The 25,616-nt window shown below is 62.1% G+C and carries 20 protein-coding genes and 1 tRNA gene; 16 read left to right on the top strand and 5 right to left on the bottom strand.

Annotated elements, in window-relative coordinates; genetic code table 11:
* Positions 1–44: 44 nt before the first annotated feature.
* Positions 45–455 (top strand): EVE domain-containing protein, encoded by a 411-nt coding sequence (locus LCM24_RS01675; protein ID WP_224802481.1) that lies wholly within the window; start codon positions 45–47, stop codon positions 453–455.
* 9 nt (positions 456–464) lie between these two features.
* Here the strand turns inward: LCM24_RS01675 and LCM24_RS01670 are convergent, their stop codons facing one another.
* Complete coding sequence (locus LCM24_RS01670) at positions 465–2,135, bottom strand: thiamine pyrophosphate-binding protein (protein WP_224802480.1); 1,671 nt, start codon at positions 2,133–2,135, stop codon at positions 465–467.
* A 150-nt stretch (positions 2,136–2,285) separates the two neighbouring features.
* On the opposite strand from LCM24_RS01670, the gene LCM24_RS01665 reads away from it, so the two are divergent.
* Entirely contained in the window at positions 2,286–2,480 is a 195-nt protein-coding gene (locus tag LCM24_RS01665; protein ID WP_143089629.1) for a hypothetical protein, read from the top strand.
* Positions 2,481–2,484: 4 nt separating this feature from the next.
* On the opposite strand, the gene LCM24_RS01660 is transcribed toward LCM24_RS01665, so the two are convergent.
* A complete protein-coding gene (locus tag LCM24_RS01660; RefSeq protein ID WP_224802479.1) occupies positions 2,485–3,828 on the bottom strand; it encodes an MFS transporter in 1,344 nt (447 codons plus the stop codon).
* A 112-nt stretch (positions 3,829–3,940) separates the two neighbouring features.
* Between LCM24_RS01660 and pgsA the strand changes: the two genes are divergently transcribed.
* Positions 3,941–4,534 (top strand): CDP-diacylglycerol--glycerol-3-phosphate 3-phosphatidyltransferase, encoded by a 594-nt coding sequence (gene pgsA, locus LCM24_RS01655; RefSeq protein ID WP_224802478.1) that lies wholly within the window; start codon positions 3,941–3,943, stop codon positions 4,532–4,534.
* Here pgsA and LCM24_RS01650 read toward each other — a convergent pair.
* On the bottom strand, positions 4,531–5,997 hold the full coding sequence (locus LCM24_RS01650) for an oligosaccharide flippase family protein (RefSeq protein ID WP_224802477.1): 1,467 nt from the start codon (positions 5,995–5,997) through the stop codon (positions 4,531–4,533). The genes pgsA and LCM24_RS01650 overlap by 4 nt on opposite strands.
* Before the next feature lie 195 nt (positions 5,998–6,192).
* Here LCM24_RS01650 and LCM24_RS01645 point away from each other — a divergent pair, with 195 nt between their 5' ends.
* Positions 6,193–6,462: a hypothetical protein gene (locus LCM24_RS01645; protein ID WP_224802476.1), complete on the top strand. Its 270-nt coding sequence runs from the start codon at positions 6,193–6,195 to the stop codon at positions 6,460–6,462.
* Here the strand turns inward: LCM24_RS01645 and LCM24_RS01640 are convergent.
* Together LCM24_RS01640 and rnd are read right to left on the bottom strand one after the other, a co-directional pair.
* Entirely contained in the window at positions 6,459–7,355 is an 897-nt protein-coding gene (locus LCM24_RS01640; RefSeq protein ID WP_224802475.1) for a hydrogen peroxide-inducible genes activator, read from the bottom strand. The two genes, LCM24_RS01645 and LCM24_RS01640, sit on opposite strands and share 4 nt — an antisense overlap.
* Complete coding sequence (gene rnd, locus LCM24_RS01635; RefSeq protein ID WP_224802474.1) at positions 7,352–8,554, bottom strand: ribonuclease D; 1,203 nt, start codon at positions 8,552–8,554, stop codon at positions 7,352–7,354. Before rnd ends, LCM24_RS01640 begins: the two co-directional genes overlap by 4 nt.
* A 169-nt stretch (positions 8,555–8,723) precedes the next feature.
* On the opposite strand from rnd, the gene aspS reads away from it, so the two are divergent.
* The 12 genes from aspS to LCM24_RS01575 all read left to right on the top strand — a co-directional run bounded on the left by aspS (position 8,724) and on the right by LCM24_RS01575 (position 25,611).
* Positions 8,724–10,544 (top strand): aspartate--tRNA ligase, encoded by a 1,821-nt coding sequence (gene aspS / locus LCM24_RS01630; RefSeq protein ID WP_224802473.1) that lies wholly within the window; start codon positions 8,724–8,726, stop codon positions 10,542–10,544.
* Positions 10,545–10,735: 191 nt separating this feature from the next.
* Entirely contained in the window at positions 10,736–11,653 is a 918-nt protein-coding gene (locus tag LCM24_RS01625; RefSeq protein ID WP_224802472.1) for a hypothetical protein, read from the top strand.
* A 111-nt stretch (positions 11,654–11,764) separates the two neighbouring features.
* Positions 11,765–12,001 carry an acyl carrier protein gene (locus LCM24_RS01620; RefSeq protein WP_090481488.1) on the top strand — a complete coding sequence of 79 codons (237 nt, stop codon included), beginning with the start codon at positions 11,765–11,767 and terminating at the stop codon, positions 11,999–12,001.
* A 94-nt stretch (positions 12,002–12,095) separates the two neighbouring features.
* Positions 12,096–13,355 (top strand): beta-ketoacyl-ACP synthase II, encoded by a 1,260-nt coding sequence (fabF, locus tag LCM24_RS01615; RefSeq protein WP_224802471.1) that lies wholly within the window; start codon positions 12,096–12,098, stop codon positions 13,353–13,355.
* 22 nt (positions 13,356–13,377) lie between these two features.
* A complete protein-coding gene (gene mltG / locus LCM24_RS01610) occupies positions 13,378–14,331 on the top strand; it encodes an endolytic transglycosylase MltG (RefSeq protein ID WP_224803438.1) in 954 nt (317 codons plus the stop codon).
* Positions 14,328–14,846 carry a 2'-5' RNA ligase family protein gene (locus tag LCM24_RS01605; protein ID WP_224802470.1) on the top strand — a complete coding sequence of 173 codons (519 nt, stop codon included), beginning with the start codon at positions 14,328–14,330 and terminating at the stop codon, positions 14,844–14,846. The genes mltG and LCM24_RS01605 overlap by 4 nt, the downstream gene beginning before the upstream one ends.
* Positions 14,847–14,922: 76 nt before the next feature.
* Positions 14,923–14,999 (top strand) — tRNA-Met (locus LCM24_RS01600).
* Between the two features lie 457 nt (positions 15,000–15,456).
* Positions 15,457–16,437: a hypothetical protein gene (locus LCM24_RS01595; protein WP_224802469.1), complete on the top strand. Its 981-nt coding sequence runs from the start codon at positions 15,457–15,459 to the stop codon at positions 16,435–16,437.
* 20 nt (positions 16,438–16,457) lie between these two features.
* Complete coding sequence (locus tag LCM24_RS01590) at positions 16,458–16,967, top strand: hypothetical protein (RefSeq protein WP_224802468.1); 510 nt, start codon at positions 16,458–16,460, stop codon at positions 16,965–16,967.
* Between the two features lie 70 nt (positions 16,968–17,037).
* Complete coding sequence (locus LCM24_RS01585; protein ID WP_224802467.1) at positions 17,038–18,144, top strand: DUF11 domain-containing protein; 1,107 nt, start codon at positions 17,038–17,040, stop codon at positions 18,142–18,144.
* A 46-nt stretch (positions 18,145–18,190) separates the two neighbouring features.
* Entirely contained in the window at positions 18,191–23,374 is a 5,184-nt protein-coding gene (locus LCM24_RS01580) for a DUF11 domain-containing protein (protein WP_224802466.1), read from the top strand.
* A complete protein-coding gene (locus LCM24_RS01575) occupies positions 23,371–25,611 on the top strand; it encodes a DUF11 domain-containing protein (RefSeq protein ID WP_224802465.1) in 2,241 nt (746 codons plus the stop codon). The genes LCM24_RS01580 and LCM24_RS01575 overlap by 4 nt, the downstream gene beginning before the upstream one ends.
* Positions 25,612–25,616 lie beyond the last annotated feature (5 nt).

Here is a 25,616-nt window from a genome sequence, read left to right as displayed (position 1 = left end):
AGGCCGCCGGAAAATTATCGAAGCTGACCAGGAGAATTTTGCGAATGGCCCGTTACTGGCTGATGAAATCGGAACCCTTCAAATATAGCTGGGACGACCTTGTCGCCGAGAAGGAAGGCACCTGGGACGGCGTTCGCAATCACCGCGCCAAGAACAACCTCGCGGCCATGGAAGTGGGCGACCAGGCGTTCTTCTACCACTCGCGCGAAGGGCTGGAGATCGTCGGCATTTGCGAAGTCAGCGTGGCCGGGATCACCGATCCGACCGATCCTGAAGGCAAGTGGGCCGCGGTAAAGGTCGTACCGAAGACCAAGCTGCCGAGCCCGGTGACGCTGAAGCAGATCAAGGCCGAACCAAAGCTCGAGGATTGCGAACTCGTACGCCTCTCGCGCCTGTCGGTCGCGGAAATCAAGCCCGACGAATGGTCCGTGATCTGCTCGATGGCAGGGATTTGACCGACGGGATCAGCTGCGGGCGCGCAATCCGCTGACGGTTGCGCCGCTCGCTGCCAGCTGTTCGACATCGATCACGCAGTGAATGAGCCGCAGGCCTGTGCGGCCTTCCGCTGCAACCAGCGCATCCTTGAACTGCTCGGTCGTCTCGGCGCGGGCCGACCAGCCGCCATAGGCCTGCGCCAATTCTGCGAAATCGGGATTGGCGAGGCGGGTGCCGCTAATGCGCTCTTCGCCCGGGAATTCGCGTTCCTGGTGCATGCGGATCGTGCCATAAGCCCCGTTGTCGACGACGACGACGATCAGATTGCCGCCGTGCTGGACGAGCGTGGCCATTTCCTGCCCGTTCATCATGAAATCGCCGTCCCCCGCGACGGCAACGACCGTGCGTTCGGGGAAGCGTAGCGAAGCGGCAACTGAGGCGGGCACACCATAGCCCATGGCGCCGCAAGTCGGTGCAAGCTGCGTGGGATAGCCTTCATAGCGCCAGTAGCGGTGCCACCAGCCGGCGAAATTACCCGCGCCGTTGCAGATGATCGTATCGGCGGGGAGTGTGTCGCGCATGAACTGGACGCACGCGCCCATGTCGAGCGGGTAGTCGTTCGGCGTTGCCGTGGCCCAGGCTTCCCATTCGGCATTGGCCTGCGCCCCGGCATCGAAATCGATCGTGTCGCCATCGTCCCACAGGGCGGCGCTTTCCGCGAATTCGTCCATCTCGGCACAGATGGCGAGATCGGTTGGATAGACGCGGTGCAATTCCTCCGGGTCGGGATGGACGTGGATCAGCGTGCGATCGGCATCCTCCAGCGGCGGGACGGTATAGCCGTCGGTAGTCGCCTCGCCGAGCCGTGCGCCTACTGCAAGCACCAGGTCGGCGTTCTTTACGCGCTCGACCAGCTTGGGATTGGGGCCATAGCCAAGCGAACCGGCGTAGACGCGGCTCGACGGGCTGATCGCGTCCTGGCGGCGGAAAGCGGTCGCGACCGGAATGCCGAGGCGTTCGGCGAAGAGCTGGAAATGCTCGCGCGCCTGTGCGTTCCACCCGGCGCCGCCGACTATGGCGACCGGCGATGCAGCATCGGCGATAAGCGCCATCATCGCCTGCATTGCATCGGGACAGGGGGCCTGCGCAGGCCGCTCCACCCGTTTGCGGGGTTTTGCCGCAGTGTCATGGCTCAGCATGTCTTCGGGAAGGGCCAGCACGACCGGCCCGGGGCGCCCGGAAATGGCCGTCGCATAGGCGCGGGCGACGTATTCGGGGATGCGATCCGCGCTGTCGATGCGCGCCGCCCATTTCGCGATCGGCCCGAAGAAGGCCGCAAAGTCGACTTCCTGGAAGCCTTCACGGTCGCGCATGCCGGAATCGACATCGCCGACGAACATGATCATCGGCTGGGAATCCTGCTGGGCAACGTGGATGCCGATGCTGGCATTGGTCGCGCCCGGGCCGCGGGTGACGAAGGCGATCCCCGGCCTTCCGGTCATCGCGCCGTCCGCGCAGGCCATCATCGCAACCCCGCCTTCCTGGCGGCAGGTGACAAGCTCGATCTCCTCCTGCTGGCCGAGCGCGTCGAGCACCTGCAGGAAGCTTTCTCCCGGCACGGTGAAGATTCGGTCGCAGCCCTGTTCGATCAGGCAATCGACGAGCAGTTTCGCGGCGGCGGGAGTGGGGCGCTTGGTCATGGATCAGGCGGTTAGCCGCGCGGGCTGCTTCGTGCAATCGCGGTGGCAAATCTTGCCACTTATCCTCAGCAAACACGCTGAATGTCCCGAATTGCTACAGCGTTGATTGTGCGGGACCCCAAGGGTTAAAAATGCGTTAAGACCTGCATCATGAGACGCGCATTAGTTCTTAACACCGAAGCCGCCCGCCACTGGTTGCGGGCAAGCCTGCCCCAGCGCCGTGCAATGTTCGCCGACGTGCCGCAGGACCAGCCGATCGACTGGCGGCTTACCGCCTCGGATGTACGCGGCGCGGCGACGGTCTATTTCGCGACCTTCGCAGCGGTTCTCGCCTTTATCGCCTGATTTTTCAGGCCCGATTGTGGGCTGCGGCGCTACGCTCTGCCTTCAAAAGTTTGCGCCCCAACCATGCAGAGATCAGGCACATCAGTGCGCTGATGAGTACCTGTTCCACGATCGGGACCCCGCCCGCGCTCATCCCCATCGCCAGGAGCGAGCCGCAGACCATCGCGCCTGAATTGACGATATTATTGGCCGCAATCGTGCGCGATGCCTTCTCCGGCGCCACACGCGTGGTCAGGAAGGCGTAGAGCGGCACGACGAACATTCCGCCTGCAATCGCGATGCCGAGCAGGCACAGCAGCAGCACGGTCGCCATGGGCCAGGCGAGAAAGCCTGCCACATCGAGCAGTTCGGTCGGCTGGTCGGCCTCCCATAATTTCGCGACGCTGTAGAAAGCGATCACGAACAGGCCCATCACGATCACCGATTGTGAGGCATAACGGGCCGAGACCTCGCCTTTGAGCAGGGCGTTGATTGCCACCGATCCGATGGCGATCCCGACCGAAAAGATGACGAGGAAGAGGCTTGCCACTTCCTTGCTGGCCATGATCACGTTCTTGGCGAGTGGTGGGAACTGGATGAACAGCACCGCCCCGATGGTCCAGAAGAAGCTGATCGCGATGATGGCGTAATAGACTTCGCGCGCATGCATGGTTTCGCGCACGAGTTGCACCGATGCGCGCAATATGTGCCAGTCGAGCTTTTCCGGTGCGCCCTGCGGCGGGGCGTCGGGCACCTGGCGGCTGACGAAATAGGCGACGACCGAGGTGAGGATGATACCCACCGCCGCGACTTCGACGGGGATCCATCCGGCAAGGATCGTGCCGGCCAGGATGGCGATATAGGTTCCTGCTTCGACAAGGCCGGTGCCAGCGAGCACTTCGTCTTTCTTGAGGTGCTGCGGCAGGATCGCGTATTTGATCGGGCCGAGGAAGGTCGACTGTACGCCGGTCAGGAACAGGGCAAACAGCATCAGGACGATCGGCAGGGTGGTCTCGATACCGAACAGGCTGACCGGCAGGTCATAGCCTTTCCACGCGAGGTAAAGCCCGCTCGCCCCGATAAGCATCAGGATTATCTCGCAGAATTTGACCTTGCGGATGATCGCCGCCTTGTCGCGCATGTCGGCCAATTGGCCTGCCAGTGCGGACAGGATGAAGAAGGGCAGGATGAACAAGCCCGACGCGATGGCGCTGAACTGGCCCTCTGCCTCTTCGGAATTGTATATATGGTAGACCACGAAGAGCACCATCGCGGTCTTGTAGAGGTTGTCGTTGAATGCGTTGAACAGCTGCGTCACGAATAGCGGCAGGAAACGCCTGCTGCGCAGCAAATGTGTAGATGTAAGCATGACCCCCCGGGCACAACCTCGGCTCCGCAGCCCTTGTGCGGACTAACGCAGGCGCGGACAAGGCAAATGTGCCGCTTTTGCGCCGGACAGTTTGTCGTTAGAGCGATTCGCCATGTTGAGCCTGCCCAACATCCTCACGCTTTCGCGCATCGTTGCGATCCCGCTCTTGGCCTTCCTATTGTGGTGGCCGGGCTGGGAAACCGGCTATCTTGCGGCCTTCGTGCTCTACTGCGCGATGGGCATCACCGATTATTTCGACGGCATGCTCGCCCGTTCCAGCGGAGCAGTATCCAAGCTCGGCATTTTCCTCGACCCGATTGCGGACAAGATCATGGTCGCATCGGTGATCCTCGTGCTGGCGGCGCAAGGCGTGCTGACGGGGCCCTATGTCGGGGACATGCATGTTATTGCCGGACTGATCATTCTCGTGCGCGAGATCGCGGTGTCGGGCTTGCGCGAATTCCTTGGCGGGCTGCAGGTGTCGGTTCCGGTGAGCAAGCTCGCCAAGTGGAAGACGACTTTCCAGCTTATGTCGCTGGGTTCGCTGATCCTCGGGCAGGGTCTGCCGCGCTGGACGGTGATGATCGGCGATATCGCGGCGAATGTCCCGCATACGGTCGGCCTGGTGACCCTTTGGGCGGCCGCAATCCTGACGCTGATTACCGGCTGGGACTACCTGCGCGTCGGCCTCAAGCACATGGACTAGCGCCGCCGCAGATTGCGGCCTGCGACGCGAAGGAGCTCGGCCTCGCTGGAATCGGGGCGGCCCGAGATAAGCCAAAGCAGCCAGAGCATCGCGGCATAGCTCACCGCACCCACGCTCGCGCGCCAGACCAGCTCGACCAGCACAGAGGTCGACAGCACCGGCAGGCTGATTACCAGCGCGTACATGGCTGCAGCAGCAAGGAAGGGGCGGGCCACGGCCACGATCGCGCCGAAGACGCTGCCCCGCGACAGGTGCGAGATTATGGCAAGGCCGACCAGCAGTTGCGCCGCGCTCACGGCAAGGCCGGTCTGGGCGATGGCCAGCGGCGATCCCCCGTTCGCGGCGACCGTGACGACCGCGATCACCATGGCGGCCAGTGCGCCAAGGCACAGCAGTCCGGACACCCGTTCGTGCCCGCCTGCCTGAAGCGAGGAGGCGATCAGGCGGAACACGGCGATGAGAGCCGTGCCGACAGCGATAGGCGCGACCAGCAGGGCGGCGGCACCCCATTGCTCGCCCAAGAACACGCGGATGAACTGTTCCGACACCGCCGCGAGGCCCAGCCCCATGGGTGCGGCCATCATGGCATAACCGCCCAGCGAGCGGGCGATGCGGCGCCCCTGTTCGGTAAAAGCTCCACTGCGTGCCGTCGTCACATAGGTGACGCGGTTAAGGGCCATCGCGATTTCCTGCGTCAGGATATTGGCCACGTCCTTGCTCACGGAAAACGCGCCGACCGTGCCGGTGTCGGCCACTCGGCCCACGGTCAGGCGTTCCACCTGGCTATAGAATACCTGCGCGGCCGCCCCGGCAAAGATCCACAGGGAAACGCCGAGCAGCTCCGCCCGGCGCGCCAGCGACAGTCGCGGACGATAGGGCTGCATCGTGTAGGAGAGCACCATGAGGATCAGGGATTGCACGATCATGCCTGCGACCAGCGCCCAGTATGACCGCAGCCACAGCGCCAGCCCGACGGTCACGAAGAACGATACGATCCGTGCCGTGCCCTTCATCTTCAAGTCGCGGCCAAAGGCGAAATCGCGCTCGAACTCGACGATGCCGATATTCATTGCCCCGAGCATGAGGAAGCGCAGCGACAGCGCGTAGATGACCGGCTCTACCCGCGGTTCTGCAAAGAATGCCGCAGCCGGGCCGGCGATGACGAACAGGACTGCGGCGAGCAGGGCAAACATCACGATCTGGATGGTCCAGGCCGTGTCGTAATAGTCCCGCTCCAGCTTCTCCATCCGCAGGAGGGCCTGCTTCATGCCGAGGTAGGAGAAGGTTTCCACCAGTGCGACAGCCGTCATCGCCAGGCCGACCACGCCGAAATCGGCCGGGGTCAGCAAACGCGCGAGCACGAAGACCGATACCAGGCCGATTGCGCGCAGGACCCAAGTCATCGCGACGGCCACCGCAGCGCCGCGATAGACGCCGACCTGTGCGGTCTCTTCCTTGCTCACCGGTAGTGTGCCCCGGTCAATTGCATGACGATCTTGAACCCCCTGATGCGCCTCGCGTGATCCCGTGTCGGTGCCGCAAAGCCACCTTTAGGGGCGTGCGCGAGACATGACCAGTCGCACCGCGTTCACGACGGGGCGGGGATACGGGCCGGGTGGTCAACGGTTTCTTTACCAACAAGAATTACTACGGTTCGCATGACTGCCACGCTACACATGCTCCTCGCGGCGCTGCTCAAGGTCGGCGCTGTTGCGATCATCTTCAACGAGATCCGCGGCCTCGTGCTCGCGGCGCCCGTGCTTTATGGACTGTACCTGTCCGGCGGCACGGCGATGGCAATCTGGATCGCCTTCTGCTCGCTTGCTGGGATCGCGCTCAGCGTGATCGTCCCGATGTTCGTCGTGAGGAAGGCCGACCGCTACCTTAAATCCAAGGTCAAGCAGGACGAAGAAGCGCTCGCCGCCTAACCGGCGCGCAGTTCTTCCGCCAACAATTCGAAATCGTCCCGGCGCGGGGAATTCTTGCGCCAGATGAGCGCAATCTCGCGGCTTGCCGCCTTGCTCTTGAGCGGGCGCGCGACGACGTCCGTGCCGTTCAGGATCCCCGCATCGACCGCCATCTGCGGCAACATGGTCAGGCCAAGGCCGTTGTCGACCATCTGTACGAGCGTGTGCAGGCTGGTACCGATCATGGTCGCACTGCCACGCAATTCGGGCCGGTTGCAGGCCGCCAGCGCGTGTTCCTTAAGGCAATGGCCGTCTTCCAGCAGGAGCAGCCGTCCCTCGTCGATCATGTCGGCGGAAATGGTTTCCGGCGGATCGCGCGGGTCGTCTTTCGGGAATGCGACATAAAGCGGATCGTCGGCGATATGGGCCTGTTCCACCTCTCCGGTAGCGAAGGGCAGGGCGAGGAGGACGCAGTCGACCCGCCCGTGCTGGAGCGATTCGACGGCATCCTGGCTGGTCTCTTCGCGCAGGAAGAGCTCGAGCTCGGGCCTTTCCTTGCGCAGCCGGGGCAGGAAACGCGGCAGCATGAAGGGCGCGATCGTGGGGATCACGCTCATGCGCAATTGCCCCGCCAGCGGCTTGCCGGCAGCCTGGACGAGATCGGCCAGTTCCTCCGCCTCGCGCAGGATGCGATGGGCCTTCTCGACCACCTGGTTGCCCAGCGCCGTAAAGCGCACCACGCGGCGGCTCCGCTCCACCAGGGTGACGCCGAGCAGCGATTCCAGCTCGCGAATTCCCGCCGACAATGTCGATTGCGAAACGAAGCTGGCCTCTGCCGCACGGCCGAAATGGCCATGTTCGTGCAGGGCTACGAGATATTGCAGCTGCTTGAGGGTGGGGAGGTAGGTACTCACTCTGCCGCCTGCGCTTCGCTCAATTCGCTTCCCATGTCGTCGATATGCGTCATCAGCAGCTTGCCGTCCTTCACCGCGAAGGCGAGCCTGCCTTCGACCAGTTCGAGCGCATCCTTGCCGAAGACCTCGTAGCGCCAGCCCTCCAGGATCGGCAGCTTACGAACGCCTGCGGCCAGCGCTTCCATTTCGTCTGCTCGGGTGAGCAGGCGGGCGGCAATGTCGATTTCGCGCGCGCGGATCTTGAGCAACAGCTTGAGGAGATCGGCGACCAGCGCGCCTTCCTTGCCGAGCGGCGCGCCGCGCTTCGGCTTGTCGGGCATTTCGCTCTTCGGCATCGGCTCTGCCTTGTCGAGCACCTTCATCAGCCGCTTGCCGATATCGTTGTCGCGCCAGGCGTTGGAGAGGCCGCGCACCTTGGTGAGGTCGGCCTGCTTCTTGGGCGGATGGCTGGCAATGTCGGCCAGCGTCTCGTCGCGCATGATCCGGCCGCGCGGGATATTCTTGTGCTGCGCTTCGCCTTCGCGCCATGCGGCCAGCGCCTTGAGCCGGCCAAGCACCGAAGGATTGCGTCCGGGCGAGCGGATGCGCTTCCAGGCGAGATCGGCATCGTTGGCGTAATTCGCCGGGTCGGCCAGCTTGTCCATTTCGGCGTTTAGCCATGCGCCGCGCCCGGTCTTGACCAGCTTGTCGAGGATCTTGGGGAAAATTTTCGACAGATGGGTCACATCGCCGATCGCATATTCGATCTGCCGTTCGGTCAGGGGGCGGCGGCTCCAGTCGGTAAAGCGGGCGCCCTTGTCGACCGTGAAGCCGAGCCAGCTTTCGACAAGGTTGGCATAGCCGATCTGTTCGGACTGGCTGATCGCCATCATCGCGATCTGCGTGTCGAAAATGGGGTGGGGCGTCTTGCCGGTGAAGTTGTAGACGATCTCGACATCCTGCCCTCCGGCGTGGAAGACCTTGAGCACGTCTTCATTGTCGCACATCAAATCCCACAACGGGGCAAGGTCGATGCCGTCTGCCAGCGGATCGATGGCCGCGGCTTCTTCCTCGTTTGCGATCTGCACCAGGCACAGTTCCGGCCAGTAGGTGTTCTCGCGCATGAACTCGGTGTCGACGGTGACGAATTCGCTTTTCGCCAGGCGCTCGCACAAGTCGGCGAGGGCATCGGTGGTCGTTATCAGGTCGTGTATTTTCATCGTGTCTTTTCATGTTGCGAGCGGAGTACCGCTCCCGCACCGCCACAAGCATCTGCCAAAGTCTTGACAAAAACCCGCCGGTGCCCTGTTAGCGCGCGCGATTCCTGTTAAAGGAGCGCGCACGCTCGCGCCCTTAGCGCCATACATCCCAAATTGGAAAGACTTCCAGATGCACGCCTATCGTACCCACAACTGCGCTCAGCTGACAAAAGAGAATGTCGGCGACACCGTTCGCCTGTCCGGCTGGGTGCATAACAAGCGCGACCATGGCGGCGTGCTGTTCGTCGACCTGCGCGACCATTACGGCATCACGCAAATCGTTGCCGACAGCGACAGCAAGGCGCTTCCGGTGCTCGAAAAGCTCAAGCTGGAATCGGTCGTCACTATCGACGGGACGGTGAAGGCGCGCGACGAGGTGGCGGTCAACAAGAACCTACCCACCGGCGAGATCGAGGTTTTCGCCCGCGAGATCGAAATCCAGAGCCGTGCGGAAGACCTGCCGCTGATCGTCAACCAGGCGGAAGACTATCCGGAAGAAACGCGCCTCAAGTACCGTTTCGTCGACCTGCGCCGCGAGCGGGTGCACAAGAACATCATGCTGCGCAACCAGGTCATCACCAGCCTGCGCCGCCGGATGACCGACCAGGGCTTCAGCGAATTTCAGACGCCGATCCTCGGCGCATCCAGCCCCGAAGGCGCGCGCGACTACCTCGTGCCCAGCCGCCTCCACCCGGGCCGCTTCTACGCGCTTCCGCAGGCGCCGCAGATGTTCAAGCAGCTGCTGATGGTCGCCGGTTTCGACCGCTACTTCCAGATCGCGCCCTGCTTCCGCGACGAAGACCTGCGTGCCGACCGTAGCCCGGAATTCTACCAGCTCGACTTCGAAATGAGCTTCGTGACGCAGGAAGACGTCTTCCAGGCGATCGAACCCGTCCTCGCCGGCGTGTTCGAGGAATTCTCGGGCGGCAAGTCCGTCACCCCCGCCGGTGAATTCCCGCGCATTCCCTATGCCGAAGCGATGCTGAAATACGGCACCGACAAGCCCGACCTGCGCAACCCGCTGATCATCTCCGACGTGACGCACCACTTCGAAAAGAGCGGTTTCGGCCTATTCGAAAAGATCGTCGGCACCGGCGGCAAGGTTCGCGTGATCCCGGCGCCGAACACCAATGAGAAGAGCCGCAAGTTCTTCGACGAGATGAACGACTGGGCCCGCAAGGAAGGCTTTGCAGGCCTCGGCTATGTCACCCGCAAGGGCGGCGAATTTGGCGGCCCGATCGCCAAGAACCACGGCACCGAAGGCATGGAAGAGCTCTATGCCGAGCTGGGCCTGGGCGAAAACGACGGCCTCTTCTTTGCTGCAGGCAAGGAAAAGGACGCGGCCAAGCTGGCTGGCGCCGCACGCACGCGCGTTGGCGAAGTGCTCGAACTGATCGAGGAAGGCTGCTTCAAGTTCTGCTGGATCGTCGATTTCCCGATGTTCGAGTATGACGAGGAACTCAAGAAGGTCGATTTCAGCCACAACCCGTTCTCCATGCCGCAGGGTGAGATGGAAGCGCTGGAAACCAAGGACCCGCTGGATATCCTGGCGTGGCAGTACGACATCGTCTGCAACGGCTACGAATTGTCCTCGGGCGCGATCCGGAACCACAAGCCGGAAATCATGTACAAGGCGTTCGAGATCGCCGGTTACACGCAGGCCGATGTCGACGAGAACTTCTCGGGCATGATCGAAGCCTTCAAGCTCGGCGCACCGCCGCACGGTGGCTCGGCACCCGGTATCGACCGCATCGTGATGCTCCTCGCCGACGAGCCGAACATCCGCGAAGTGATCGCATTCCCGCTCAACCAGAAGGCGCAGGACCTGATGATGGGCGCGCCCAACCTCGTGTCCCCACGCCAGCTGCGCGATGTGCACATCCGCACCGTGGAAGCGCCCAAGCCGCAGGGCGCCGAGGCGACCCGGGTGGACCGCGCGGGCGACGCCTGAAGATTAGGACATTGAAAAATTCTGGCGGACCCGGAGATGCGCTTAATCGCTGCGTAAGCTTGGGTGCGCAATTCTCTCGCTGAACAGAAAGCGGGGAGATTATGCATATCAGGAGCTTGTGGGGCGTACTTACGGGGATTTCTATCCTTCTTGCGGCCCCATCGCACGCCGAAACCCTCCCGGTTTCGACCATGGCGCCGGCGAACACGAACGATGCAATCGGCATAGACGTCATCATGATCGATGACTTCGAAGGCAGTGCCGGTCCCGATTTGAAGTATGCCCTGATGGATCGCCTTGCTGCGATAAACGTCGAGCAAGGCCCGTTCTTCAAGGTCGTGCCCAGCGACAAGGCAGGGAGTGGCGCGCCGGGCATCCGCAGAGGAACTCTGTTCGGCATGGCGCAGGTCGACGTCGACGAAATCGAACTCGATCCCCGTATCGAAAAGACCTGCATCGAGGAGAAAGACGACGAATGCGTGCGATACAGGACTACCGAAGTGGCCTGCTATGCAATCGTCGTTTCGCTCAACGCCAATGTTCGAATGGTCGCGGAACTCGGCCGTGAAGAACGCTATTCAAACGGCGGAGAGCGCGCTCGCAGGCTGGAATATTGCGCAGGCGATGATCGCCCCACAATTGGCGAGGTTGGTCAGTCCCTTATCGACGGTTTTGCCCGGGAAGTGCGGATGGATTTCGCTCCGCGGACGGGTGGCGAGCAGGTCAGGTTGCTCGAGAAACGGAAAGGCCTGTCGAAAGAGGACCGTGCCACTTTCAAGCGCGCGCTCGCGCTCACCAAACACGACCAAATCGGGGCTTGTGCCCTTTTCGACCGGCTTGCACAAAGCAACTTCGACCACCAGTCGGTTCGCTTCAACAGTGCCGTGTGCCACGAAAGCGAAGGCGACCTCCGCCAGGCGCTGAGCGACCAGAAAATCATCGAGGGCAGGCACGGAAGCCATTCTTACGTCCGAACGGCCATCGCGCGGCTGCAAGCGACGCTGGCAGCCAAGGATCAGGTCTCAAAGCATTTCCCGCCCGACTATATCCTCGATGAAATCTGGGGGGCTAGCGGAGACGACACAGGTGAAGCGACCTCCCGGCCGTAAGGTCAACCTCGATTCCCCTCCGTCAAAGCAGCCAACCCCTTGCGCTTATCGGCGGCGTTCATTAGGGCGAAAGCCAACTTGCTAACCCCCATGAATTCGAGAGGGAATAAAATGAGCGAAACTGCCGACCGCGTGCAGAAAATTGTTGTCGAGCACCTCGGCGTCGAAGCCGACAAGGTGACGCAGGAAGCCAGCTTCATCGACGATCTCGGTGCAGACAGCCTCGACATCGTGGAACTGGTCATGGCGTTCGAAGAAGAATTCGGCGTCGAAATCCCCGACGATGCGGCTGAGAAGATCACCACCGTCGGCGATGCGACCAAGTACATCGAAGAGCACAAGGGCTAATTCCCTCTAAGGCTCAATTTCCCGCGTAAAGCGGGACCGGACAGGCCCGACCCGATAGCGGGCCGGGCCTGTTGTTTTTTACGCGGAGAATTACATGCGTCGTGTGGTCGTTACCGGACTTGGCCTCGTCACCCCCCTGGGCGGCGATGTAGAGACTACCTGGTCCAATCTCATCGCTGGCAAGAGCGGGGCGGGAAAGATCACCCGCTTCGACGCGTCGAACCAGAAGGCGCAGATCGCCTGCGAGGTTAAGGACAAGGACCACGAGTACGGCTTCGATCCCAACAAGCGCGTCGACCACAAGGTCCAGCGCCAGGTCGATCCGTTCATCATCTACGGCATCGACGCGGCCGGACAGGCAATCGAAGACGCGGGTCTGGAGGACATGGACGAAGCGACCAAGATGCGCACCGGCGTGTCGATCGGTTCGGGCATCGGCGGCCTTCCGGGTATCGAGAGCGAATCCATCGTCCTGCACGAACGCGGTCCGGGCCGTGTTTCGCCGCATTTCGTCCACGGGCGCCTGATCAACCTCATCAGCGGCCAGGTATCGATCAAATACGGGTTGATGGGCCCCAATCACGCAGTCGTGACCGCCTGTTCTACCGGCGCGCACTCGATCGGCGATGCCGCGCGCATGATCGCGCTCGACGATGCCGACATCATGCTGGCAGGCGGTGCGGAAAGCACCGTGAACCCGCTCGGCGTGGCCGGTTTTGCGCAGGCACGCGCGCTCAACATGAGCATGAACGACACGCCCGAAAAGGCGAGCCGCCCCTACGACAAGAACCGTGACGGCTTCGTCATGGGCGAGGGTGCCGGTGTAGTGGTTCTCGAAGAATACGAGCACGCCAAGGCCCGCGGCGCGAAAATCTACGCCGAAGTCGTCGGCTATGGCCTGTCTGGCGATGCCTATCACGTCACCGCCCCGCATCCGGAAGGCAAGGGCGCGGAACTGGCGATGCGCATGGCGCTGAAGAAATCCGGCCTTGAGGCCTGCGACATCGACTACGTCAACGCGCACGGAACCTCGACCATGGCAGACACGATCGAACTCGCCGCGGTAAAGCGCGTGCTGGGCGACGATCTGTGCGGCGCATCCATGAGCAGCACGAAGTCGGCCATCGGCCACCTCCTCGGCGGCGCGGGTGCGGTCGAGGCGATCTTCTGTATTCTCGCAATCCGCGACCAGGTCGTCCCGCCGACGCTCAACCTCGAAGATCCGGACGAGGGCACCGAAGGCGTCGATCTCGTCCCGCTCACGGCCAAGAAGCGCGAAGTAAAGGCCGCACTGAACAACAGCTTCGGCTTTGGCGGCACCAACGCTTCGCTGATCGTCAAGAAGGTCGACTAAGGTGGCAAAACGCTCCGCGCTGATGCTCGGCGCGGTTGCCGCGCTGGTTATCGCTGCTGCAGCCGTATGGTTCGCCAGCGGCTGGTTCGGCTCCGCCCAGATCGAGGAAGACACGCCCTTCATCGTGCCCTCGGGATCGACGCTGACCTCGGTGGCGAACCGCATGGAGGACGAGGGCGTTGTTGCGTCCGCCGATGCTTTCCTGCTGCGCGCGAAGATCTTCGGTGGGGGCGCTCCGATCCAAGCGGGGGAATTCCTCCTGCCGGCAAACGCCAGCCAGTCGCAAATACTGGACATGTTCCAGTCGGGCGACGTCATCCGCCGCTTCGTTACCATTCCCGAAGGCATGCCCTCCATCCTGGTGTGGGAACGCCTGATGGCGCAAGAGCACCTGACCGGCGAAATCCCGGTGCCGCAGGAAGGCAGCGTCCTGCCTGACACATACGATTTCGAACGCGGCGAGGAACGGGCTGCCGTGCTCGCCCGCATGCAGGCGGCGATGCAAAATTACCTCGCCGAGGCATGGCCGCGCCGCAAGGAAGGGATCGCGGTCGACAATGTGAAGGATGCACTGATCCTTGCCTCGATCGTCGAGAAGGAAACCGGGGTGCCGGAAGAGCGGCGCATGGTCGCAGGGCTTTATTCGAACCGCCTCAAGGATGGCATGCTGCTGCAGGCGGACCCGACGATCATCTACCCGATCACGAAGGGCAAGCCGCTTGGCCGCCGCATCCGGCAATCGGAAATCGCCGCGGTGAACGACTACAATACCTATTCGATGGTCGGCCTGCCCAAGGGGCCGATTACCAATCCGGGCCGCGAATCCATCGCCGCCGTGCTCGACCCGGAGGCCACCGAAGCGCGTTACATGGTCGCCGACGGGACGGGCGGGCACGCCTTTGCCGAGACGCTGGCGGAGCATAATACTAACGTCGAAAAGTGGTTCGCCCTGCGCCGCGAACGCGGTGAGATGTGAGCGGGGGCGACGCGCCCCTGATCCTCACGGCCGAGCTGCCTGCGGACCTCCAAGGTCGCTTCACCGACCTGCGTACCGAGCATTTCCCGCCCGAACGCAATTACCTTGAAGCGCATGTGACGCTGTTCCACGCCCTGCCGGCGCAGTGCGAGGACGAGGTCCGCCGCTACCTTGCGCGGCTCGTCGGAGAAACCTCGCCGGTCGAGGGGAGGGTAGAGGGCCTCATGTCGCTCGGCGGAGGCACCGCCATCAAGCTTGTCAGCCCCGACATGCTCGAATTGCGCGACAGGATCGCCGATCATTTTCACGGCATGCTGACCAACCAGGACCAGCACCGGCCGCGCCTGCACGTGACGATCCAGAACAAGGTCACTTCCAAGGAGGCCAAGGCGCTTCAGGCGCAATTGGAGGGGGTAATCCAGCCTCGTGACTTCGCCTTTCGCGGCCTCGCGCTTTACGCTTACCGGGGCGGACCATGGGAGTTTCTGCGCCGCTTCGCATTTCGCGGGAAATGAGTGTTGACCGATAGGCGCGCGCGCCCTAAATGCGCCGCCTGCCGAGCGGGCATTTGCCTGCCGCATGGCCTTTCGGGGCGGAGTAGCTCAGGTGGTTAGAGCAGCGGAATCATAATCCGCGTGTCGGGGGTTCGAGTCCCTCCTCCGCTACCAGGAAATTGTGTTCGCGCGGGTTACCATGCCTCCGACGCTAGGCATAAATCACCAACTCTGAAGAGACGTTAGCGCGAGATTCGATTTGGATTTCGTCGCGCGGGGTTTGAACTCTAGAAGAAAGACCCCATGCGCGTTCACGAGGCGATGTATTGCCGCGTCGAAATAAAACTTCTCAAGAATGGGGTGGGAAGGACAATACTCGCAGTTTAGTCCTCAGCGCTGCCGGATTGCGAATGCTATAAAAACCGGGCTGTCAGTCCAGTTACTAATGATCGGGCTCTCTTGGATCACGGCTGAACGTCATCTCGTGCATGAGACCATTTTGCGTATTCAAAAAAGCGTGGTTCCATTAACCCTTTTCCAACCCGCTGCGTGACCAGCTATCCGCAGAAATCAGCGGTTTCCGGCAAATCGCTTACATCTTGGTAACCTTTACCGCCTAAGCGCGGTAAGTATGAACACGCATACAATCATTAGGCATCTCGCTACCGGTTCAGCGGTCGCGCTTTGTGCATTTGCTTCGCCAGCTCTCGCCGAGGGTGTCGATGCAGGCACGCTGATCGAAAACACGGCTACTGCGACATTCGACGCAGGCGACGGGCCGCAGACGATCGAGTCAAACACCGTGGTGCTGCGGGTCGATGAACTGCTCGACGTCACCGTCACCTCGCTGGATGCAAGTGCAATCGGCGCGACGCCTGGCGAGGCTGTGCTTACTTTCGAAGTGACCAATACCGGAAACGGCCCGGAAGCGTTTACGCTGACCCCGAACACCGCGGTGGCCGGCAACGACTTCGAGGTGCTCGTCGAAAGCATCGCAGTCGATACTAACGGAAACGGGGTCTACGATCCGGGTGTCGACGAAATTCTCACCGCCCCTCAAACGCTTGAGCCGCTCGCCGCTGACGAGGCCGTGACCGTATTCGTGATCGTCACGGTGCCCGACAGCGTGACGGACGGGCAGCAAACAAATGTCGAACTTATTGCAGAAGCCGCGACTGGCACGGGCGCGCCGGGCGACACCTTCGCCGGGCAGGGTGTCGACGGCGGCGACGCTATCGTCGGCACAACCGGCGCAAGCGCGACAGCGACTGGAGCTATCCAGGTTGGCCTGACATCCGTCGACCTGACGAAATCCGCTTCCATCGTCGATCCGTTCGGCGGGGAGAGCGCGGTACCCGGATCCATCGTCACATTCACGATCGTTGCCGAAGTCTCCGGTAGCGGCTCGGTAAGCGATCTGGTCGTCGCCGACATCATTCCGGACGGCACTACCTATGTCACCGGGTCGCTCGCCCTCGATGGCAACCCGCTTACAGACGCTGCAGGCGACGATGCGGGCGAGGCTTCCGATGCGGATGGAATTACGGTCGATCTTGGATCGGTCAGCGCACCCGCAACTCAGTCCATATCCTTTAACGTTACCATAGATTGATTCTAGGTTGGGATTATAAGATGATGAATACGCTCATAAAAATGGTCGCAAGCGTATCCATTCTTGCTTTCGCTCCTACCCAGGTGCTGGCGCAAGAAGATACGCTCACGGAAGCGCCTTCTCCGAATGGCTCGGTTAAGCTTTCCGGTGATGTGATGGCCGTCAAGGTCATCGCTGACGACACCGGGGCGGAGCGCACAGAGCTCGTCAAGCCGGACCTTATCGTGCCTGGCGACAGGCTCGTATTCGGTACCGATTACGCGAACGAGGGCGCCGAAGCGGTGACCGATTTCGTCGTGACCAATCCGCTTCCATCGGCAGTCCGCCTTGCTTCGGATGCCGACGCAGGACTGACGGTTTCCGTCGATGATGGCGCTAGCTGGGGCATGCTTTCCAGTCTGAGCATCACCGAAGACGACGGCTCTGTCCGTTCCGCCACCCACGCCGATGTAACGCATGTCCGCTGGACAATCGCGTCGATCGCGCCGGGCGCAAGCGGACGGCTCGAGTACCCCGCCATCATCCGCTGACAAGCGAAGGATAGCCGCCAGGTCTCGCGGGCGGTGTGTGTAGCGCGGGGCAAACGCAGAGGACACTTCAATGAAACCTACCTCCCAGTTGCTGGGTGCGGTAAGCTCGGCTGCGCTTATTGCACTTTCCAGCGCCCCGGCAATGGCCCAAGGGACCACCGCCGGAAGTTCGATCACCAACAATGTGACGGTTGATTACCGGGTCGGCGGCGTCGACCAGGTGGCCGTGACCGATAGCGACACGTTCACGGTCGACCGCAAGATCGATGTGAACGTCAACTTCACTGGCGCGACGCCCGTTTCCGTGTCGCCTGGCGAAGAGAATGTCGCCTTGGCATTCGACGTCACCAACCTGTCGAACGCCACTGTCGACCTCGATCTGACGGCCGTCCTGACTGCAGGGGCCGGCGCCAACATCGAGAACTTCGAGATTTACCTCGACGACAACGGCAACGGTGTACTCGATGCCGATGAACTTGCCGCAGGTCCGATTAATTACCTCGACGAAGTTCTCGCAGACGATGGAACCGGGGACGAGACGATCGCAGTTCTGGTTGTCGCCGATATCACGCTCGATGCCGTCAACACCGACACATTCGACGTCGCCCTTGTGGCCGATGCGCATGAAAGCGGGACTATTGGTAGCCTTGGTACGAATATCGACGCGACTGCCGGCGCAAATACTGCGGGCATCGACACCGTACTCGCCGACGGTAACGGCGGTACCGGCGAGGAAATCGACAATGACGGCGCGTTCTCCGACGAAGGCACCTTTGCGGTGTCCGGTGCGAATGTCACGGTCGTCAAGTCGAGCAGCATTATCAGCGACCCGGTAAACGGTACGACCAATCCGAAAGCGATCCCGGGCGCGACGATCCAGTACTGCATCGCAGTCTCCAACGCGACCGGCAGTGCCACCGCGACCAATATCGCCGTGACCGACGACCTGCCCTTCGATGTGACTTACCTGTCGGCCTTCGGCATTTTTGTCGATGGGACCGCAACGATCGACAGTTCGGGCGCAGAACCGGTTGCGAGCTGCAACGCCGACGGTTCGGCAGGCGGAACCTACGGTGCCGGGACCGGCGATGCTGGTGAAAACCAGGTGCTCGGCAATCTGAGCGACATCGCAGCGGGCGCGACGCGTTCGCTCTACTTCCGCGTGACCATCAACTAACCACGCCGGAAGCAAACCTTTGCGTTCCACCCCCTCTCTCGGGCAGATGGCAGCAGTACTCCTCGCGGTACTGCTGCCTTTGGTCCTGCTCGCGGAGGGGGTATTCGCACAGGTCGTGGCAGAACCTGCCCGGACCATTTCCAACACCGCAACCGCCAGCTGGCAATTCGCGGGCCGGGAACGGGAAACGGCGTCCAACACGGTGACGTTCGATGTTGCTGCACCGGCTCCCGAGATCCGGACGTTCCGTCCCGCTCCGGGGGGAAGCTTCGATCTCGATTTCCAGGCGCCTGTCTGCGCCGTTGCGGGCGAGCAGAGGCCACTTGCCGGGAATTCGGACACGAGCGGCGGAAGGGATGGCAGAAATCAATTGGAGGCTGACGAGACCAGTATCATACGCGTCGGCCAGCCGCTGCTCTTCGATGTCGTCGCGCGATCGGCGAACCGCGATCCTGCAGCGATCGATACTCTCGATGTCGTAATAACCTCGTCCAGCGGCGATCGCGAACGGCAGACCATTTACGAGACGGGGCCTGATACCGGTGTATTTGTCGGGCGGATCGGAACGGTTCGTATTGCACCTGCACCAACTCGCGACGATTGCCGCCTCAGCCTTTCCGACGGCAGCACCATCGAAATCACCGCTTTCACGCCCGGCGGTGACACCACGATCGCCAGCACCACCGTTGACGTGCTGGCCGATCCGTTTGGCGTGGTTTTCGACAGTGAAACAGGCGAGCCCGTCAATGGTGCTCGCGTGACGCTGATCGATGACGTCACCGGACTGCCGGCAACGGTATTCGCCGAAGATGGCGTGACCCCGTGGCCTTCGACGGTCATATCCGGCCAGCCCGTAACTGACGGCGCCGGCAATGTCGTTGAACTGGGGCCGGGCCAATACTGGTTCCCGCTAACCTTCCTTGGACGCTATCGCATCGAGATCGTGCCGCCCGAGCCCTATACCGCTCCTTCGGCTGTATCGCCCGAAGATCTCGCACGGCTTACGCGTCCCGATGGCGGCAGCTTCCTCATCAGCGATTCGTCGTATGGTGCGCCTTTCGCACTCGATACTCCCGTACCGGTACAGGTCGACATCCCTCTCGACAGGCCCAGCCTCGAGATCGGTTTGACCAAGACGGCATCGCGCCAGCGCGTGGTGCCCGGCGATGTCGTGTTCTACACGGTTACGGCTCGCAATGCCGACCCGAGCCGGGTGAAGCGCGCGGTCATCCTGACCGACACGCCAGCGCCGGAGCTGAGGCTTCGCCCCGACACGATCCGCATCGACGGCGAGGAGGCTGCCGACCGGATCACCATCGCGCCCGATGGCAGCAAGCTGACGATCGCTTTGGGCGATATTGCCGGCGGTGCAACCCGCCGGGTAACCTATGCCATGACCGTGCGCCCCGATGCAGCACCGGGCCGTGCGCTGAACGATGCGCTCGCGATCGATTCTCTCGGCCGTGCTGCGCGGGCAAGCGCCGTAATCGACATCGAACGCGAAACCATCGCCGACCGTCTGACCATCATCGGGCGCATCACGGCCGGTCCATGTACCCGGCTCGAGGATCTGGACGATCCGCGCCCGGGCATCCCCGGCGTGCGTGTGATGATGGAAGACGGCAGCTATGCGATAACCGATGCCGACGGCCGCTATCATTTCGAAGGCGTCGTCCCGGGCACGCACGTCGTGCAGGTGTCGCAGATGACGCTGCCTGAAGGCGCGGAGCTCGTCGACTGCCATCGTGGCACTCGCAATGCCGGCAGCGCGAATTCCCGCTTCGTTATCGGGCAGGGCGGTAGTCTCCAGGTCGCAGATTTCCACGCGATCGTCCCCGAAGGCGCCCTGGAGGACGTCGCCAAGTTCGCGGAAACACGACCCGAAGGCGCAGGCGCGCGTGCGATCGAAGCCATCGCGTCCGATACGGTTCTGGAAACAGGCGCCGACGAACTGGTGCAGCAGGGTGTCCTCCTGCCGGTCGCGAATGCAGCCAGCGCGCCGAAAAGCCTCGCACCCAACACCGATTGGATTGCCCTGGGTGACGGAGAAGACGGTTTTCTGACGCCGGGTATCGATGCCAATCCGCGCGCTCCCGCTATTCGCGTCGCCGTGCGTCACCGCCGCGGCCAGACCATCAATCTCAAGATCGACGGCGAACCGGTAAATCCGCTCGCCTTCGATGGCACGCTTACTCCCGAGCGGGGCGGTTTCGCCGTCAGCACCTGGCGCGGCGTCCCGCTCCTCAACGAGAAATCCATCCTGACCGCTGAAGTAATCAATTCGTTCGGCGAGCCGACGAAGGCGTTTACCCGCGAAGTCTTTTTCACCACTACGCCGACCCGGGTCGAGCTTGTTCCCGAGCTTTCCAATCTGGTTGCCGATGGACGCACTCGGCCGGTAGTCGCCATTCGCGTTCTCGACCGCAACGACAAGCCCCTGCGCGAAGGGGTTTCCGGCAATTTCCAGTTGAGCGCTCCGTACGAAAGCGCCGAACAGCTCGATCGCCAGCAGCTCAACCAGCTCACCGGCCTTGCGCCCAGTTCTGCGCGCTGGACCGTCACCGGCACCGAAGGCATCGCTCTCATCGAACTCGCTCCGACGATGGTGAGCGGGTCGCTGCAACTCGATTTCGTTTTCGACGACGGCGAGATCGCGCGTCGCCAGGAAGTGGAAGCATGGATCGAACCCGGCGATATCGAGTGGACGGTGATCGGCCTCGTAGAGGGTACGGTCGGGGCGCGTTCGGTCGCCGATAACATGGAACGCACCGGACGCTTCGACAGCGATCTCGGCGACGATGCCCGGGTCGCGCTTTATGCCAAGGGCCGGGTGCTCGGAAAATATCTCGTCACCCTGGCTTACGACAGTGCCAAGCAGCGCGAAGACCAGCGCGTGCTGGGGACTATCGATCCGCAAGCCTATTACACCGTCTTCGCCGACGGTTCGCTCCGCCGGTTCGATGCCGCCAGCCGCGAAAAGCTCTATGTCCGCATCGAGACTTCGACTTTTTACGCGCTCTACGGTGATTTCGAGACCGGTTTCGATCAAACCAGGCTGGCACGCTACAATCGCACCGCCACCGGCGTGAAGGGCGAGGCGCGCTTTGGGCAGGTGAAGGCGCAGGGCTTTGCTGCAGAGATTTCCAGTCGCCTGCAGCGCGAAGAAATTCAGGGGCAGGGCATCTCCGGGCCGTACCAGCTCGGCAGCCGCCGGATCCTCGCCAACAGCGAGCGGGTGACCATCGAAACCCGCGACCGCTTCCGTTCCGAGCTGATCGTGTCGTCGCAAGTGCTGACGCGCTTTATCGACTACGACATCGACCTGCTGTCCGGGACGATCAGCTTCGCGCGCCCTGTTCTCAGCCGCGACGAGAACCTCAATCCGCAATTCATTGTCGTGGAATACGAAACGGATGGCCTGGGCGAGGCGGAACTCAATGCCGGTGTTCGCGCGGATTGGAGCACCGATGACGGCGATGTCCGCTTCGGCGCGACGGTCATCAGCGACAAGGGCGACGGAGCCCGCACCGAGATCGGGGCTGTCGATGTGCGCGCACGGATCGGAAACTCCACCGAAGTGCGCGGCGAGATCGCCGTGAGCCGCAGAGAGGGCGAAACCGCCACCGGTTGGCTGGTCGAGGCCCAGCACCAGACCAAGAATATCGACCTGCTCGCTTACGCCCGCCAGCTCGATGCCGATTACGGCATAGGCCAGCAGAACGGGGCGGAGCTTGGCCGCCGCAAGGTCGGCGTGGATGGGCGCGTGCTGCTGGCCGAACACCTCAGCATTCTCGGAAGCGTCTGGCAGGACAACAGCCTCACCGACGACACTCGCCGCCGGGCCGTCCAGACCCAGCTCAATCTGACTCGCCAGAACACTGACTTCCGCCTCGGCCTTTCGCACTTCAACGACCGGCTCAGTGATGGCTCGACCAATAGCTCGACGCTGCTGGAAGGCGGTGTCACGCAGCGGCTGCTGAACAACAAGCTCGAATTGAGCGCCGCCAGCGCAATCGCGCTCGACGATGCGGAAAGCGTCGACCTGCCCGCGCGTCACCGCCTCGGTCTGCGTTATGCGATCACGCCGGATGTCCGCTTGGTAGGAACTTACGAGATTGCCGATGGCGATAACGTCAGCGCCCGCCAGCTGCGCGGCGGCATCGAATTTACGCCGTGGCAGGGTGGCCAGATCGTGACGACGCTGGGCCAGGAAAGCATCAACGAGTTCGGCAATCGCACCTTTGCCGCCTACGGGCTTTCGCAGAGTTTGCAGATCAGCAAGGAACTGACGCTCGATGCGACGATCGACGGCAACCGCACTCTGGGCGGTTCGCCCGATACTGCCGATGTCATCAATGCCGCACAACCTGTCGCCAGTGGCGGCCAGTTGACCGGCAAGGCCCTGTTCGAAGATTTCACAGCGCTGACGCTGGGTGCCGCTTGGCGCAAGGATCGCTGGAGTGTGACCGCTCGCGGCGAATACCGGGATGGTGAAGAAGCAGACCGCGCCGGAGCCACTTTTGGCGCAATCCGCCAGTTGGGAGAAGGCAGCATCGTCGGCTCGGGCGCCACGTGGACACGTGCCGAGACCGAAGGCGGCGCCACGACCGAAGTTATCGACGCGGGCGTCGCGTTTGCGCATCGTCCTGCCGCCTCGGAAGTGGCGATGCTGGGCAAGCTCGAGTATCGCAGCGACCGGGTCACGGGCGCGATTGCGGGCCAGGCCGGCGCGGCGGGCCGGACAGCGCTTACAGTCGACGGCGATGCCGTTTCGCGACGCCTGGTCGCCAGCTGGTCCACCAATTGGTCGCCGCGCGGCACTGACTTGGACGAAGGCGGCATAGAGCACGAGACGCGCCGCGACGAATACACCCTGTTCCTAGGTGGCCGGTACAATTTCGACCAGTTCGAAGGCACGGAGTTTTCGGGGACGACCCTCCTTGCAGGAGCTGGTGCGCGTTTCGGCATCACCGATCGTTTCGAAATCGGTGCCACCGCAACGGTCCGGGCAAATCTTGATGATGAAGTTTACAGCTTCTCCTATGGTCCCCAAGTCGGGTTCACCCCGGCGGACGACGTACTGCTTACGGTCGGCTATAATGTCGACGGCTTTCGCGACGCCGATTTCTCCGCCGCGCGCAATTCCGAGCAAGGTCTCTACGCAGCCGTTCGGATAAAATTCGATGCCAACACCTTCCGCGGCCTCGGCCTTGGGAGGGACGCGCGATGAGCCCCGGCAAATCCGGTTCGGTAAACACACTGTTTACCATGTCTGCCTATGTCGAAGGCATGGTTTGGACTGCCGCGAAATCTTTCCGCATGATCGCCATGGCTTGGCTGGCGCTTGTTGTCGCCATTCTCATGCCAGCGACCGCCAGTGCACAGGATGCGACTGTGGATTGGGCGAATGCGAACGCGGTTTCGCTGACATCCCTGCCGAGCGGCACCACTGTGGCGGGCTCGGATGGCACGACTGCTACCGTAGACTGGGGTGTGACGCTGAATGGATCGGGCTCGTTCACGCCTGCGTTTGCAACCGATTACGTCAGCTATTTCGCGGGACAGATCGGGAATGGGCAGTCGCCCTTGTTCGTCGGCTTCAACAATGCGTCGTACGATCCGGGTGACAAGATAACCGTCACCATCACGCTGAGCCGTGCGGTCGGCAACCTGCGGTTCTCCTTGGATGATATCGACGCCGGCAATTACGTCGATGCGATCGAAGTCTATTACGACGATGACACTGCGGGCGTGATGTCCAACGCTGCGAGCAATCCCGCTTTCTGGTCCATCGGCAGCTCCGTCGCGCGGACCAATGACGCGACCGTCAATGGCTGGCGCGGCGTCGGAGCATCGGACCAGTTTGCAAGCGACGGTACCATCTCGTTCGCATTCGGCGAGCAGGCGGTACGCCGGATCCGCGTCGTCTACTACAGTTACACGGGCACGGGCGATCCGGGGAACCAGTATCTCGGCCTCTCCGACCTGACCTACCAGGGGCCTGGAGCAGACCTTTCCCTTAGCAAGGCGCTCGTGGGATCGCCTCCTGTCCAGGGGGGAACGGCTACTTGGCGGCTGACGGTTTCGAACAGCGTCACTTCCACCCAAACGCCAACAGGTATCGTCGTGCGCGACACTTTGCCGGCGGGTTTCAGTTTCGTCTCCTCCAGCGGGACGGGGAGCTTCAATTCCGCAACAGGGGACTGGTCGGTCGGTTCGCTAGCGCCGGGCAACAGCGTCAGCCTGACGATCACGGGCACCGTCTCATCGGCGGCAGGCACCACGATAACCAATACAGCCCAGATAACGGTTAGCAGCGCCAACGATCCGGATTCGACAGTGAACAACGGCGTGACCACCGAAGACGACTACGCTTCTTTCAGCTTCGTCGTGCAGAGCGGCAATCCGCCTGGCATCCCGCCGACACTCTCATGTCCCGCGGGAAGTTCGGTTTTCGACTGGGATCGCATAACCACTTGGACGCCGGGAAGCGTGGACAATTCCTACGCTTTCTCAGCCTTCGGGAATGTCAGGTTCCAGCTGACCAACAATGGAGCCTACATCAATAACGCTGCCTTCGGAGGGCAATCCCCTACCGTTGCCAATGTATTTACCGGCGGATTGCAGCCTGCGCAGAACAGCCTCACGGTTTTGGCCGATCAGCCGAACCGCAGCGGTGTGGTGCAGGTGACCATCACGCTCCCCCGCGCGTTCAGCGGGGTGCAGTTCTCGATCTATGACGTCGATTTCGCATCGGGCCAGTTCACCGATCGTGTTCAGGTCACGGGCAGGAATTCCGGCACTACAGTCAATCCGATCCTTACCAACGGCAACGTCAACACTGTGTCCGGCAACACCGCCACCGGAACCGGCGCGTCGAATTCGGATCAGGCGCTCGGCAACGTCGTCGTGACCTTTAATCAGGCGGTGGACACGATCGTCCTGACTTACGGCAATGCAGCCAGCGCCCCGGTCGATCCCGGACAACAGGGCATCGGCCTCCACGACATTACGGTGTGCAATCCGTCGACGACCTTGTCGGTAACGAAGGTCAGCTCGGTGATTTCCGACCCGATCAACGATGTTTCGAACCCGAAGGCTATCCCCGGCGCGATCATCGAATATCTGATTACAGTGACGAATAGCGGTGGCGTAGCGACCGATGCCAACAGCGTGGTTGTAACCGACGACGGCCCCGCGGATGCAAAAATGTGCCTTGTCTCCAGGACTGGCGGTCCGGTGATCTTCGGCGCAGGCAGTTCGAACGTCAGCTATACCTTCAGCAGTCTGGCGTCGGCCACGGATAGCATCGCATTTTCAAACGATAATGCCGCGACATTCGCCTATACCCCGACCGCCGACGCGGACGGCTGCGACCAGGCAATTACCGATTTCCGCGTGGTGCCCAGCGGGGCTTTCTCCGGCGGCGGGAGCTTTTCAATTAGGGTGCGCTATAAGGTCGAATAGCATGA

The organism is Qipengyuania aquimaris, from assembly GCF_020171965.1.
GTDB lineage: Bacteria > Pseudomonadota > Alphaproteobacteria > Sphingomonadales > Sphingomonadaceae > Qipengyuania > Qipengyuania aquimaris_A.
Note: the sequence above shows the minus strand (reverse complement) of the source record. Positions and strands in the feature narration are given on the sequence as shown.

Bases quoted from the DNA above. Each gene is read 5' to 3' on its own strand.
- rnd (WP_224802474.1), bottom strand. From the start codon at position 8,554: ATGAAAATACACGACCTGATAACGACCACCGATGCCCTCGCCGACTTG.
- fabF (WP_224802471.1), top strand. From the start codon at position 12,096: ATGCGTCGTGTGGTCGTTACCGGACTTGGCCTCGTCACCCCCCTGGGC.
- LCM24_RS01660 (WP_224802479.1), bottom strand. From the start codon at position 3,828: ATGCTTACATCTACACATTTGCTGCGCAGCAGGCGTTTCCTGCCGCTA.
- LCM24_RS01585 (WP_224802467.1), top strand. From the start codon at position 17,038: ATGAAACCTACCTCCCAGTTGCTGGGTGCGGTAAGCTCGGCTGCGCTT.
- LCM24_RS01645 (WP_224802476.1), top strand. From the start codon at position 6,193: ATGACTGCCACGCTACACATGCTCCTCGCGGCGCTGCTCAAGGTCGGC.
- LCM24_RS01590 (WP_224802468.1), top strand. From the start codon at position 16,458: ATGATGAATACGCTCATAAAAATGGTCGCAAGCGTATCCATTCTTGCT.
- LCM24_RS01580 (WP_224802466.1), top strand. From the start codon at position 18,191: ATGGCAGCAGTACTCCTCGCGGTACTGCTGCCTTTGGTCCTGCTCGCG.
- LCM24_RS01575 (WP_224802465.1), top strand. From the start codon at position 23,371: ATGAGCCCCGGCAAATCCGGTTCGGTAAACACACTGTTTACCATGTCT.
- pgsA (WP_224802478.1), top strand. From the start codon at position 3,941: ATGTTGAGCCTGCCCAACATCCTCACGCTTTCGCGCATCGTTGCGATC.
- LCM24_RS01675 (WP_224802481.1), top strand. From the start codon at position 45: ATGGCCCGTTACTGGCTGATGAAATCGGAACCCTTCAAATATAGCTGG.
- mltG (WP_224803438.1), top strand. From the start codon at position 13,378: ATGCTCGGCGCGGTTGCCGCGCTGGTTATCGCTGCTGCAGCCGTATGG.
- LCM24_RS01665 (WP_143089629.1), top strand. From the start codon at position 2,286: ATGAGACGCGCATTAGTTCTTAACACCGAAGCCGCCCGCCACTGGTTG.
- LCM24_RS01625 (WP_224802472.1), top strand. From the start codon at position 10,736: ATGGCGCCGGCGAACACGAACGATGCAATCGGCATAGACGTCATCATG.
- LCM24_RS01595 (WP_224802469.1), top strand. From the start codon at position 15,457: ATGAACACGCATACAATCATTAGGCATCTCGCTACCGGTTCAGCGGTC.
- LCM24_RS01620 (WP_090481488.1), top strand. From the start codon at position 11,765: ATGAGCGAAACTGCCGACCGCGTGCAGAAAATTGTTGTCGAGCACCTC.
- aspS (WP_224802473.1), top strand. From the start codon at position 8,724: ATGCACGCCTATCGTACCCACAACTGCGCTCAGCTGACAAAAGAGAAT.
- LCM24_RS01670 (WP_224802480.1), bottom strand. From the start codon at position 2,135: ATGACCAAGCGCCCCACTCCCGCCGCCGCGAAACTGCTCGTCGATTGC.